General features: G+C 35.9%; 12 protein-coding genes. All 12 read left to right on the top strand.

Annotation, left to right across the window (positions count from 1 at the left end):
- The first annotated feature begins 444 nt into the window (after nucleotides 1–444).
- Nucleotides 445–1,449, top strand: coding sequence for a stage II sporulation protein R (gene spoIIR / locus ACTYA4_RS07570; protein WP_443480931.1), 1,005 nt, complete (start codon nucleotides 445–447; stop codon nucleotides 1,447–1,449).
- Between the two features lie 229 nt (nucleotides 1,450–1,678).
- On the top strand, nucleotides 1,679–2,593 hold the full coding sequence (locus tag ACTYA4_RS07565; protein WP_443480932.1) for a proline dehydrogenase family protein: 915 nt from the start codon (nucleotides 1,679–1,681) through the stop codon (nucleotides 2,591–2,593).
- Nucleotides 2,594–2,826: 233 nt separating this feature from the next.
- Complete coding sequence (gene pruA, locus ACTYA4_RS07560; RefSeq protein ID WP_443480933.1) at nucleotides 2,827–4,398, top strand: L-glutamate gamma-semialdehyde dehydrogenase; 1,572 nt, start codon at nucleotides 2,827–2,829, stop codon at nucleotides 4,396–4,398.
- Between the two features lie 261 nt (nucleotides 4,399–4,659).
- Nucleotides 4,660–6,327, top strand: a complete 1,668-nt coding sequence (locus ACTYA4_RS07555; protein ID WP_445505586.1) for a sigma-54 interaction domain-containing protein — start codon at nucleotides 4,660–4,662, stop codon at nucleotides 6,325–6,327.
- A gap of 69 nt (nucleotides 6,328–6,396) precedes the next feature.
- Nucleotides 6,397–6,852 carry a GNAT family N-acetyltransferase gene (locus tag ACTYA4_RS07550; protein WP_443480935.1) on the top strand — a complete coding sequence of 152 codons (456 nt, stop codon included), beginning with the start codon at nucleotides 6,397–6,399 and terminating at the stop codon, nucleotides 6,850–6,852.
- Between the two features lie 175 nt (nucleotides 6,853–7,027).
- Nucleotides 7,028–8,068, top strand: a complete 1,041-nt coding sequence (locus ACTYA4_RS07545; RefSeq protein WP_443480936.1) for an L-threonylcarbamoyladenylate synthase — start codon at nucleotides 7,028–7,030, stop codon at nucleotides 8,066–8,068.
- 176 nt (nucleotides 8,069–8,244) lie between these two features.
- Entirely contained in the window at nucleotides 8,245–8,799 is a 555-nt protein-coding gene (locus tag ACTYA4_RS07540; RefSeq protein WP_443480937.1) for a manganese efflux pump MntP, read from the top strand.
- A gap of 142 nt (nucleotides 8,800–8,941) precedes the next feature.
- A complete protein-coding gene (locus ACTYA4_RS07535; RefSeq protein WP_443480938.1) occupies nucleotides 8,942–9,379 on the top strand; it encodes a low molecular weight protein arginine phosphatase in 438 nt (145 codons plus the stop codon).
- A gap of 21 nt (nucleotides 9,380–9,400) precedes the next feature.
- Nucleotides 9,401–10,696, top strand: coding sequence for a methyl-accepting chemotaxis protein (locus ACTYA4_RS07530; RefSeq protein ID WP_443480939.1), 1,296 nt, complete (start codon nucleotides 9,401–9,403; stop codon nucleotides 10,694–10,696).
- Between the two features lie 227 nt (nucleotides 10,697–10,923).
- Nucleotides 10,924–11,373, top strand: a complete 450-nt coding sequence (gene rpiB / locus ACTYA4_RS07525) for a ribose 5-phosphate isomerase B (RefSeq protein ID WP_443480940.1) — start codon at nucleotides 10,924–10,926, stop codon at nucleotides 11,371–11,373.
- Nucleotides 11,374–11,397: 24 nt separating this feature from the next.
- Complete coding sequence (locus tag ACTYA4_RS07520) at nucleotides 11,398–11,973, top strand: TIGR01440 family protein (protein WP_443480941.1); 576 nt, start codon at nucleotides 11,398–11,400, stop codon at nucleotides 11,971–11,973.
- Nucleotides 11,974–12,722: 749 nt separating this feature from the next.
- Entirely contained in the window at nucleotides 12,723–13,964 is a 1,242-nt protein-coding gene (gene glyA, locus ACTYA4_RS07515; protein ID WP_443480942.1) for a serine hydroxymethyltransferase, read from the top strand.
- Nucleotides 13,965–13,989 lie beyond the last annotated feature (25 nt).

Below are 13,989 nucleotides of genomic sequence, written 5' to 3'. Positions count from 1 at the left end.
AACTATTGGATAAATAGTTGGAAGTGGTTTTTTATTAAGGCTGTTTTCTCTAAGTTTGTTGTTTTTTACGAAAAAAATGGGAGAAGAAGTACTCAGCAGACTGAATACACGTAGACTCCTGTGGGAATGCGAGAAAGACGAGACCCCCCACAAAAGCGAATGCGACGAGGAGGCTCGACGCTCGCTAAACGGACGAAGTGTATTCAGGCTGCGCGTTTAAAAGCAACAATCTATACGAAAACAGCCTTTATTAAAATTTTACTAAAAGTGAGAGTTTAAAAAGGTATTAAATAGAAGCAAGCCAACGAAGTGTTTCGCTGCTTATCATTTGGTGTCTTTTTGAACATCCTATTAAAAAATAGTTTTTTTGCTAGTTTAAGATTATAGTAATCTGTCCACACTGTTTTAGTGAAGGGGCGGTGCTAAAAAATGAGAAGAAAACCGATGGCAACTATATATTTATTCGTACTTATTATTTCTACTGTGTTAAGTTTATATATACCAAAAAATGAAGTGACTGCAAATGATGAAGTAGTTATTCCAAGTGATGCCATTCGATTAAGAATATTGGCAAATAGCGATAACGAAGAAGACCAAGCGTTAAAAAGAAAAGTAAGAGATGCCGTAAATAAAGAAATTACAACTTGGGTATCAGAATTAACTTCTAAAGAGGAAGCAAAAAAATTATTACAATCAAAATTGCCGGAAATTCAACAAATTGCAGAAAAAGTAGTGGAAGAAGAAAATAAAAATCAAAGTGTAAAAGTCAAATTTGGAAAAGTAGATTTTCCAACTAAATTATACGGACAATTTCTATATCCAGCAGGAGAATATGAAGCAATTCTTATCACTTTAGGGAAAGGCGAAGGAGCAAACTGGTGGTGTGTATTATTTCCTCCATTATGTTTTCTTGACTTTTCCAATGGGGTGGCAGTAAGTGATGGATTTGATGATAAAAATGGAAAAAAACAAGAGAAGAAAAAAGAAGAAAATAAAGCAAATGTGGAAAATGAAAATACAAAGCAAGAACAAGCAGTGAAAACAGAAAATGAAAATAAAAAGCAAGAACAAGCAGTGAAAACAGAAAATGAGAATACAAAGCAAGAACAAGCAGTGAAAGCAGAAAATGAAAATAAAAAGCAAGAACAAGCAGTGAAAGTAGAAAATGAAAATAAAAAGCAAGAACAAGCAGTGAAAGCAGAAAATGAAAATAAAAAGCAAGAACAAGCAGTGAAAACAGAAAATGAGAATACAAAGCAAGAACAAGCAGTCAAAGCAGAAAATGAAAATAAAAAGCAAGAACAAGCAGTAAAAACAGAAAACGATAATAAAAATAAAGAGAACAAACAAAAGGATAAAAAAGAACCAGTATATGTAGAGGAAACAAAAGAAGATAAGGTAGAAGTGAAATTTTTTATCGTGGAAGTATGGGATAAACTATTTGGATAATAACAAATGAGAGGCTGCTTTTTTATCAGACACGCTGATGGAAAGGCAGTCTTATTTTCTGTTTACAAAAGAAAAGTTGTCAGAATTTTTAACAAATTTCTATGTTAACGATATACAATATCGTATAATTAATTTAACGAATAAACATTTATGTTTGAAATTATATGTTTGTACAAAAGTGTTTAATGTTATATGGGTGATGTGAATGTTTAAAAAGGGGGGAATGAAATTGGAAGTTGTGATGCGCAATATGTTTCAGTCATTAGCAAAGAACACTTCAGCAAATAAGTTGGCTAAAAAATATGGCTTGCGTTTTGGGGCTAATAGATTCGTTGCAGGAGAAACCATCTTAAAAGCAATTGAATGCGTGAAGGAGCTGAATAATGAAGGAAAAGTAGTTACGCTCGATCATTTAGGCGAGTTTGTTTATACAGAAGCTGAGGTCAATCAAGCAGCTGACATGTGTTTACAAACATTGGATGCTATCCACGCTTCTGGTGTTCAATCTAATTTATCCCTTAAAATGACCTCGCTTGGGTTGGACATTAACAAAGACCTATGCAGGAAAAACATGAATGCAATACTCTTAAGAGCGAAACAATATAACAATTTTGTACGGATTGATATGGAGGATTATGCTCATTGTCAAATAACCATTGATCTTTTTAAAGAACTTTGCAGAGATTTTGACAATGTTGGTTTAGTTATTCAAGCCTATTTATATCGAACAGAAGAAGATATAGAGCTATTAAACGGATTACATGCAAATTTACGTTTAGTAAAGGGGGCTTATAAAGAATCGCCTGATGTAGCATTTCCAGCAAAAAAAGATGTCGATGAAAATTTTAAAAAAATAATTAAAAGTCATTTGCTAAATGGTCATTATACTGCAGTTGCAAGCCATGACGAGAAGATAATTGATTTTACGAAAAAGCTTGTTGCTGAACATCACATCGATAAAAGCCGATTTGAATTCCAAATGTTATATGGCATATGTGTTGAGCTGCAAAATAAGCTAATTAAAGAAGGATATAAAGTAAGAATTTATGTACCATATGGTGTCGATTGGTTTGGCTATTTTATGCGCAGATTAGCAGAAAGACCGGCGAATGTTTGGTTTGTGCTGAAAAACTTATTTAAATAAAGTCATAGATTTTTAGTTTGATAGGAAATTATAAACGAAACGGAGTTGTGGATAACTTAGCGGTTGGGTCTGCATCTAGCTCCAGCGCCTAGCTCTTGTGAAAAATAACCCCATGCCTCTAAAAGTAAAAAGCACTTTTTGAGTCATGTGAACATTTTTCTTCAGAGCTGTTCAAGGCGCTTGCGCTTTTGTTCTTTGATAGAAAATAATTTAAGAAGTGAAGGAGAATGGTGATGACAAATTTAACAACGATAACACCTTATAAAAATGAGCCATTTACAGATTTTAAGGTAAAAGAAAATAAGGAAGCATTTGAAAAAGCATTAGCAAAAGTAAAAGGAGAATTTGGGAAAACATTTCCGTTGGTAATTGGGAAAGATAAAATAATCACCGAAGAAAAAACAGTATCCATTAATCCGGGAAATATAGACGAAATAATTGGAGAAGTTAGTAAAGGATCAAAAGAATATGCAGAAAAAGCGATGCAAGAAGCGTTGGCTGCGTTTGATGCATGGAAAAAAGTGAAACCTGTTGAACGTGCGGAATACTTATTTAAGGCAGCAGCGTTAATGCGTCAACGCAAGCATGAGTTTTCTGCTTATTTAGTATACGAATCCGGGAAAAACTGGGCGGAAGCAGATGCGGATACGGCGGAAGCGATTGATTTCTTAGAATTTTATGCACGGGAAATGCTTCGTTTAAGCGAAACATCTACCCATCAGCCTTTATATCAAACTGCAGGTGAGGTTGATAACAAAATTACGTATATTCCACTAGGGGTAGGAATTGTTATTTCCCCGTTTAACTTCCCATTGGCTATTATGGCAGGAACAACGGTAGCTGCCGTTGTCTCAGGAAATACAGTCATTTTAAAACCCTCCGATACAACGTCAGTGATTGCGGCAAAGTTTGTAGAATTAATGGAAGAAGTTGGTCTTCCGGCAGGTGTTATTAACTTTGTTCCAGGGGATGGCATCGATGTAGGGGAATATTTAGTAGATCATCCAAAAACAAGATTTATTTCATTTACAGGCTCAAGAGCAGTTGGCTGCAGAATTTATGAACGTGCATCGGTTGTGCAGCCCGGACAAATTTGGTTAAAACGAGTCGTAGCAGAGATGGGAGGAAAAGACGGAATTGTTGTGGATGAAACGGCGGATATAGATGCAGCAGCAGAGGCAATCGTTACATCCGCTTTCGGTTTCCAGGGACAAAAGTGTTCAGCAGGATCTCGTGCCATTATTGTAGAGACTGTTTATGACCAAGTAGTAGAAAAAGTAGCGGCATTAACTCAAAAATTACGTGTTGGATTACCAGAAGAAAATGCCCCGGTAGGACCTGTCATTGACCAAAAAGCATTGGATAAAATTCTTAGGTTTATAGAAATCGGAAAAGAAGAAGGAAAATTGCTGACTGGCGGCTGTCGTGCAGAAGGAAATGGCTATTATATAGAGCCGACTGTTTTTGCAGATGTTCAGCCAGACGCAAGAATTATGCAAGAAGAAATTTTTGGACCGGTGATAGCTCTTTCCAAAGTAGCTGATTGGAAAACAGGAATAGATGTTTACAACAATACAGATTATGGATTAACAGGTTCCTTCTTTTCAGCTAGAGAAGAACGAATCGAGTATGCACTCGAAACGATGCATTGTGGAAATCTTTATATAAATAAAAAGTGTACAGGTGCGTTAGTAGGGGTTCATCCGTTTGGCGGCTTTAATATGTCAGGAACAGATTCTAAAGCTGGAGGTTTTGATTACTTATTATTATTTACGCAAGCAAAATTAAGTTCTCGAAAAGTTTAATAAGGTTCCGATAATAACTGAAATAGTAGACAGATATAAGCTGATACTTATTATTTAACAGGAGTTTCCGTGGAGACAAAATTTCAGATTTAGAATTATTTTGTCGACTGTTCGAAGCTAAGTGAAAAATAAAAGTATCAGCTTTTTTCATTAAGGGAGAAGAACTTTTTATTGATAAAAGGCAATACTATCTGCTTGTATAGCGAAGACTACTGAACATATGTTAAATTAATAGTTATCATTGTATGAAAGGAATTTGTTATGTTCATCCATTCACATGTTGAATTAGAGAGATCATTTGTAATGGTTTCGATTCATGAGGATAAACAATCTCTCTTAAATAAATTAGCTTTATATGATTTTGTTGTCGTAAAGGCAGATCACTGGTATTGTATCGAAAAGAAAGAAGCTTTTCTTGTACAGTTAGGCAAGGAGAAGGAAACAGTAGAAGAGTCGATAAAATGTCTCCATCTAAAACCATCCTCTGTGACTAGTATCGATACTATTCATCAAAATAATGTTGATTGGGAGCGACCAGTATTAGTTATGGACGAAAAGCAGGAAGAAGTTGCTGGTGTGATCACCGCATCTAAGTTGCTTCCAGCTTTACAGAAAGAGAATAAACAATTAGCCACTTTTTTTCAAACATTGGCAGAGACGATTAATGACGCAGTAACAGCAGTAGATAAAGATGGAACCGTTGTATATTGGAATAATGTCGCGGAAATTACGTATAACATTAAAAAAGAAGCGATTATTGGGAAAAAGATAGGAGCACATTTTGATGCGGATTCGATTGTCTTGCATCAAATTTTAAAAGAAGGAAATCCAGTTAGAGGAACGTATCATCGTCCAGATGAGCATACACATGTTTTAATCAACGCATCACCTATTGTTGAAAATAACGAAATTATTGGCGGTGTTGCTACGGAACATGACATTACAAAAATGATGCATTTAAATCGAGAGTTGGAATCTAAATTATCGCTGCACGTTCAAAGAGATGCACCGTTTTCTTCTATTGTTACTGAAAGTGAAGAAGTAAATAAAGCAGTGGGAATGGCACAGAAAATGGCGCATGCTAATATGCCTGTACTAATCACCGGTGAAAGAGGAACAGGGAAAGAACTGTTGGCACAAGCCATCCATTATGGGGGGGCAAAAAGTAATCAGCCGTTTATTTCTTTAAATTGCTCTGTTATTCCAGCGGATGTATTAGAAATTGAGCTGTTTGGTTATCAAAAAATTTCCTTTCATTCAGGTGAAGAAAATGAAAAGAACGGAAAAATCGAACAAGCAAATGGTGGGTCATTATTTATTGAAGATGTGGATAAAATGCCGTTAGCTGTTCAACAAAAATTAGTAGAGTATGTGACAAATGGTACGTTCACTCGTGTTGGAGGGAAAAAAGAGATTTCAGCAAAAACAAGAGTAATTGTTTCAACTGCACAAAGTTTAATAAAGTTAGTAAAGAATGGAGAATTTAATGAAAATCTTTATTTTCAATTAAGTGTTATTCACATTAATATTCCTCCCCTTCGTAAAAGAAAAGAAGATATTCCGAGCTTGATCTGTCAATTTATAAAAGAGTATGGGGAGAAACATCAAAAAAATAATATCGTATTAAGTGATGCTGCATTAAATAAGCTTAAACAATATGATTGGCCGGGTAATGTGCAAGAATTAAGAAATATAGTGGAACGTTGTATTCTTTTAACAGAAAATAACGAAGTTTCGTTAGAACATTTACCGGCAGAAATCGTAAAAATCTCTTCTAGTTTAGCAAATGATGAGGGAATAATAGCAGAAGAAGCAAAACGAATTGAAGAAGCACTTCATAAAACATACGGAAATAAAAGTGCAGCAGCAAACCTATTAGGCATTTCAAGAGGGACGCTTTATAACAAAATAAAAGAATATGGTCTTTAACGATATTCTAGCATCATTTCTTTCTCTTCATCATAGTAATAGAAAAACACTTATTATGGAGGGAAATGTATGCAGAAAACGATAAGACAAGCGCAGCCGAACGATCTAAATAAAATTCGATCATTTTTACAAAAAACAGCAATAGATAGGAGCGGAATGGAAAAATGGCTAGAATATTATCTTCTTGTTGAGGATGTTAATGGAAAAATAGTAGGGACCATTGGAATTCAGCCATTTAAAAAACTTGGGCTTCTCCGTTCTCTTGTTTTATCGAATGCAAGCGCAGAAGAAATTCTCTATTTGCTGCAGCAAACAATCAAAATGGCAAAAGACAAAGAACTTGAAACTTTATACTGTATGTTAAATAATAAACAAGCTATTCAGCTTTTTTCTCTTTTAGGCTTTAATAGAATAGAGAAAACAGCGCTTCCTCATGTGTTGAAAAAGTCGAATACTGTAAATAACTTATCAACTGTTAATAACCTTGAATTTATGTGTTATTCCTTAAAAAATGTGGATAAATAGATATAGTTATCCACTTTTTTGGGTATTTTATTCACAATTTGTGGATGAATAATATGTTTATCCACTGTTCAAACAGAATGAACACCTTTTGAAAGCGAAGAGTACTTGTCGAAAAATGTGGAAAATAAGCAGTTTGGCTAAGAAATAATATAGATTTTTGTAAAGGTGGATAAAAATGAAGACAATTTACTGGTCAGTGGATAAAAATGTGGATAATGAATATAGTTATCCACAAATCCAACAAGCTGCTGATCTTTTAAAACGAAATGAAGTAATTGCTTTTCCTACAGAAACGGTTTATGGATTAGGCGGAAATGCAAAAGATGATGAAGCAATTAAAAAGATTTTTGCTGCAAAAGGTCGTCCTTCCGATAATCCGCTAATTATACATATTGCGAAACAAGCGCAATTAAAGGAAATAGTGGAAGAAATCCCGGAAGTGGCTAAAAAACTAATGGATTCCTTTTGGCCGGGAGCGTTGACCATTATTTTTCGTGCGAAAGAAGGAGCATTATCTTCCTATGCGACAGCAGGCTTAAAAACAGTAGCGGTGCGGATGCCTGATCATCCTGTTGCTTTAAAGTTATTGGCGGAAGCATCTTTGCCGATTGCAGCTCCTAGCGCCAATCGTTCCGGAAAGCCAAGTCCAACAACTGCTTTGCATGTGAAAGAAGATTTGGATCAGATTATTGCGGGAATTGTAGATGGAGGGCCTACAGGTGTTGGGGTTGAATCTACTGTAATAGACTGTACGGATTCAATACCTGTTATATTGCGACCTGGAGGGGTAACAAAAGAACAAATAGAACAAATAGTGGGTGAGGTACGTTTAGATCCAGCACTTATCAACAAAGAATCCACACCAAAAGCACCTGGTATGAAATATAGTCATTATGCTCCAAATGCTCCGATGTTTTTAGTAAGAGGAACAAAAGAAAAAATCCAATTGCTAATAAACGAAGAGAAATTACAAGGGAAAAAAGTAGGTGTGTTAACGACGGAAGAAAATAAAGGTTATTATCAAGCTGATTATATTTTTGCTTGTGGAAAAAGAGTAGACATACAAACAGTTGCCGCATCTTTATATGAAGGGTTGAGAAGCTTTAATCATAGGGATGTTGATATAATCTTTAGTGAGATGTTTCCGATTGAGGGTGTAGGACAAGCGATTATGAATAGATTAATGAAAGCTGCTTCCCATCAAGTGATTGAATGAACGATGTGGATAAGTGTTTCTTAAAGAAAATCCACTCTAAACTTAATAAGGTAATAAGGATAAACTTAAATACAGAGCACCATGGCTCATTTTTTTCATTAAAGTTGCCGCAGCGGACTTCTAAAAAAACTTGGACGTGCATAACATCTAATTAGCAAGTCCAAGGAGGCGGAGTAATGTCTGCGTTAATGGGAGAAATATTCACACTAATATTGATGGCATTTGCGTTGGGAATGGACGCATTTTCTGTTGCGTTAGGAATGGGAATGTATAAGCTCAGATTAAAGCAAATAATGAATACTGGTATAATAATTGGCGTTTTTCATGTTATCATGCCGCTGATTGGCATCGTTGCTGGCAGATTTTTATCAGATAATTTTGGTGCAATTGCCGTGTATATCGGAGGCGGATTGCTTGTTATTTTAGGAATCCAAATGATTTGGTCTGTATTTAAGGAAGAGGATGTATATCGCATAACACCAGTAGGATTTGGTTTATTGCTATTTTCTCTAAGTGTTAGCTTAGACAGCTTTTCTGTTGGTTTAAGCTTAGGAATTTATCATGCAAGAACTGCTGTTGTGTTAGCGTGCTTTGGGATAGGTGCGACCATTTTAACATGGGCGGGTCTTCTAATCGGCAGAAAAGTTCAAGGGTTGTTAGGAACTTACGGAGAAGTGTTAGGTGGAGGAATACTTTTAACTTTGGGCATAAAATTATTGATGAATTTTTAAAGGGAGAAATAGCTGTCTGAATTTCCGTGTAAGCTTAAGGGATCTGGTGTACTTCAGATCCCTTTTTTGCAGGCAAAAAACAATTAGGACTTTTAAGAAGGTTGGAATATAATGATAGATGATGATTAGGAGGAGGATTCGTATGTATCGTGTTTTATTTGTATGCACAGGAAATACTTGTCGTAGTCCAATGGCGGAAGCGATTTTAAAAAATAAAAAACTTAAAAATGTGGAAGTGAAATCAGCGGGTGTATATGCTATGGATGGAGGAGCAGCATCAAACCATGCGCAAGAAGTGTTGGCTGAAAAAGGAATCGACCATCATCATACATCTTCCATGCTTACAAAGGAATTATTAGACTGGGCAACACATATATTTACGATGACAACAGGGCATAAGAATGCCATTGCAGCACAATTCCCATCTTCAATAGAGAAAACATTTACTTTAAAAGAGTTTGCAACAGAAGATAAAAAAGGAGATGTGATCGATCCTTTTGGCGGTTCTGTAGAACATTATCGAAAAACATTTCAAGAATTAGATGATTTAATACTTAATATCATAAAAAAATTAGATTAATGGTGTGTGAGGAGAACAGGAATGGAAGTGAATATAAGCTATAAGTTTAGCTTGAGAAAAAAACTGGCATTATTTATTACAATATTAGCGGTAATCACTTATTCAACAAGTGCGCTTTTTATATATGGTCTATATCCAATGCTTCAAAATAATTTGAAAATTAGTTCTTTTGCTTTTACAATGGGGACATTATTATTGGGGATTCTCTGGTCGGGTTTTTTAGCGTTTTTAGCAGCTGGATATATTATTAAACCACTTCAAAAATTAGAGAAAACCGCAATGAAAGCAGCTAATGGAAATATGAAGGAAGACGCAGAAATTTCAAAATCAGATGATGAAATTAAATCGTTAGGCATTGCATTTAATCATATGCTATTTAATTTACGTGAAATGGTACAAAATATTGAATGTAATTTTAATCAAACAAATGCCAAAGTGGATGCTTTAACGACAGAAGCGGAGCAAGCATCTGAGCAAACGCTTGCAATTTCCAGGGCTGTTGAAGAAATTGCGGGAGGTGCAGAAGTATCAGCACAATCTGTACAGGATACAGCAATTTCTGTGGATGAAGCAATGGAAATTGCACAAACTGTTCAAAAGAAAGCGAATACTTCTATACAAACATCTAACCAAATGATGGATCATCTACAGAAAACGAATGGCGTTGTTTTATCCTTAGTAAATGGATTGAAAGCGATCGTAGAGGATAATAATCTATCTTTGCAATCTGTTCAGAAACTAGAAACCAACGTAGGGAAGGTAGAAGGTATTATTAAATTGGTTGGCGATATTGCATCTCAAACCAATTTATTGGCATTAAATGCAAGCATTGAAGCAGCACGTGCAGGTGAACATGGAGCAGGATTTGCGGTGGTAGCGAATGAAGTACGGTATTTAGCTGATGAAAGCGGAAAGGCTGTAGCAGGGATATCAGATCTTATTAAAAATATGCAATTAGAAGTGAAAAATGTAGTGAAACAAATGGAGAGACAGGTATTAAATGCAGAAAAAGAAGCTGAACGAGGGGAACAAGCTAATCTTATCTTTAAGGATATGAATAACACAATAAAAGAGATGGCAGATGACGTTGCTAGTATAACTGCGCTTGTTCGCAGGCAGATGGAGCAAATTTATCATACTGCTCAACAATCTCAAGAGGTAGCTGCAGTAGCAGAAGAAACATCAGCTGGTGCCCAGCAAGTTACTTTTATAACAGAAAAGCAAACGAAAATAATGAATAGAGTTAACCAATTGGCCTTAGAATTACAAGCGCATGCAGAAGAATTAAAAACGACTATTTTTCGTTTTAAAATTTAGTTTTGTTCACATGGATTAAGTGGGTGTGAGACTTAATTCAATGGGATTCGACTTAACGGGATGTATTTAGATAGGATGTTGTTCGTCCCGCATCATTGCTTGCAGATAGTGCAGATGTCGTACTGTCCATCTAATATATGATAAAAATATTTTTCTTTTTCCTAGTCTTTTTATTTTGGTTTTTTTATGTGAGAATATAGTTTGTGAACGTAGGGAGGATGGTAATAATGAAAGTTGCGATAGCATCAGATCATGGTGGAATCATCATGCGTGGAGAAGTAATAAAATTACTAGAACAATTAGGGGTAGAATATACTGATTTTGGCTGTGAATGTGAAGCTTCTGTAGACTATCCGGATTATGCATTGCCAGTTGCGGAAAAAGTAGCAAATGGTGAGTTTGATAGAGGGATATTAATATGCGGCACAGGCATCGGCATGAGCATTGCTGCCAATAAAGTAAAGGGAGTCCGCTGCGCTTTAGTTCATGACGTTTATAGTGCAAAATTAACCCGTGAACATAACGATAGTAATGTAATAGCTATGGGAGAGCGTGTAATTGGACCTGGTTTGGCATGTGAGATTGTAAAAGTTTGGCTGCAATCAGAATTTAGTGGTCAAAGACATGAAACTAGATTAAAGAAAATTGCTCAATATGAAGAAAGTCAATTAGTTTAATTCTGTTCGAAAGGCCGTGTTTTTATGAATGATGAAAAAGTAGCTTTAGAACAACAATTAGAAACGATTATTTCAGAGTATCAGGCACAAGCAAACTTAAGGAAGTCTCAATTATTCGTTATTGGCTGCAGTACGAGTGAAGTGATTGGGCAAAAAATAGGAACATCTGGAACGATTGATGTGGCTGGGATTATCTTTGAAAAACTTCAAAGTTATCAGCAGCAAGCCGGCATTAGTTTAGCTTTTCAATGCTGTGAACATTTAAATAGAGCACTAGTAGTAGAAAGAAAAACATTGGAAGAGCGAGGGTTGACAGAGGTTTCTGTTATACCTGTTCGCCATGCTGGTGGAGCGATGGCAACATATGCCTATCAGCATATGAGCGATCCAGTTATTGTTGAGTTTATCGAAGCAGACGGTGGAATAGATATAGGTGATACATTTATCGGCATGCATTTAAAACATGTCGCAGTTCCAATTAGAACGTCTCTCAAGCAACTAGGTGAAGCGCATGTTACAATGGCGAAATCACGACCAAAACTAATTGGCGGCCAAAGAGCCGTTTACGAAAATACAAAAGAAAACCAGTCTTGTTCCTAGTAGACTTCTTTTTTAAGGAAGGCTGTTTTCTCAAAGTTTGTTGTTTTTTACAAAATGGGAGAAGAAGTACTCAGCAGACTGAATACACGTAGACTCCTGTGGGAATGCGAGAAAGACGAGACCCCACAGGAGCGTATGCGACGAGGAGGCTCGACGCTCGCCCGCGGAAAGCGAAGTGTATTCAGGCTGCGGGTTTACGAAAACAGCCTTAAGGAAAGAATAATTGTATATCTATATAATGTTGTTGTTTTTTATAGTAGACATGATTAAGTGAACGAATGGATCCATTTACAAAAAGCTTTGTACTTTATTTTTTGAAAGGCTGTTTTCTAAAAGTTTGTTGTTTTTGAATAAATAATAAACATGGCTGAAGCACTGAGCAGACTGAATACACGTAGACTCCTGCGGGAAAAGCGAGAAAGACGAGACCCCACAGGAGCATAGCGACGAGGAGGCTCGGCACTCGTCCGCGGAAAGCGAAGTGTATTCAGGCTGCGGGTTAAATAATAACAATCTATACGAAAAGAGCGTTTGAAAATAACTAAAATTAGTGAAAAACGTTAAAAACAAATAGAATTCCACAGGCTGTTAAAAAGGAAACATCAAAATACGAACGATAGTTTCGAACATAAATTTATAATTCGTGTTTTTCTATCTTTCTTTTTAAAATAAATACATGTTAGAATATAATAGGATTTACGGTTAGATAGAGAAAAAAATATACGGACAAGTTATAGGGAGGATTACAAATGAAGCATTTAGCACAACAAGATGAGCGAGTGTATCAAGCGATTCAACAAGAATTAGGTCGTCAAAGATCAAAGATTGAATTAATAGCATCTGAAAACTTTGTTACGGAAGCAGTAATGGAAGCTCAAGGTTCCGTTTTAACAAATAAATATGCAGAAGGCTATCCTGGAAAACGATACTATGGTGGTTGTGAATATGTAGATATCGTGGAAGATATTGCTAGAGATCGTGCAAAAGAAATATTCGGTGCAGAATATGTAAATGTTCAACCTCACTCAGGTGCACAAGCAAACATGGCTGTGTATTTTACAATTTTAGAGCCTGGAGATACTGTTTTAGGGATGAATTTATCACATGGCGGCCATTTAACACACGGAAGCCCTGTAAATTTCAGCGGTGTTCTATACAACTTTGTGGAATACGGTGTGGATAAAGAAACACAATATATTAATTACGAAGATGTACGAGAAAAAGCTCTAACACATAAGCCGAAACTAATTGTTGCTGGAGCAAGTGCATATCCACGCGAAATTGATTTTAAAAAATTCCGTGAGATTGCTGATGAAGTAGGAGCATATTTAATGGTAGATATGGCTCATATTGCTGGTCTTGTTGCTACAGGTTTACACCAAAGCCCAGTGCCATATGCTGATTTTGTAACAACTACTACACATAAAACATTACGCGGACCACGTGGTGGAATGATTTTATGTAAAGAAGAATTCGGTAAAAAAATTGATAAATCTATTTTCCCTGGAATCCAAGGCGGACCGTTAATGCATGTTATTTCTGCTAAAGCTGTTGCGTTTGGCGAAGCATTACAAGATGAGTTTAAAGTATATGGCCAAAACATTATCGCTAATGCTAAGAGATTAGCAGAAGGTTTGCAAAAAGAAGGATTAAACTTAGTATCTGGCGGAACAGACAACCATTTAATATTAGTGGATCTTCAATCATTAGGGTTGACAGGTAAAGTAGCAGAGCATGTTCTAGATGAAGTAGGTATTACTGTTAACAAAAATGCTATTCCATTTGATCCTGCAAGCCCATTTGTAACAAGTGGTATTCGTATTGGTACAGCAGCTGTAACATCTCGTGGCTTTGGTTTAGAAGACATGGATGAAATTGCTTCTATCATTGGGTTTACACTTAAAAACCACGAAGATAACGAAAAATTAGCTGAAGCAGCAAATCGCGTAGAAGCTTTAACAAGCAAATTCGTTTTATATAAAGAACTATAAGAAAAACCAGCGAACCTTAAGGTGT

This window comes from Niallia yueguangensis (assembly GCF_052663115.1).
This window is presented reverse-complemented; position numbering and strand designations above follow the sequence as displayed.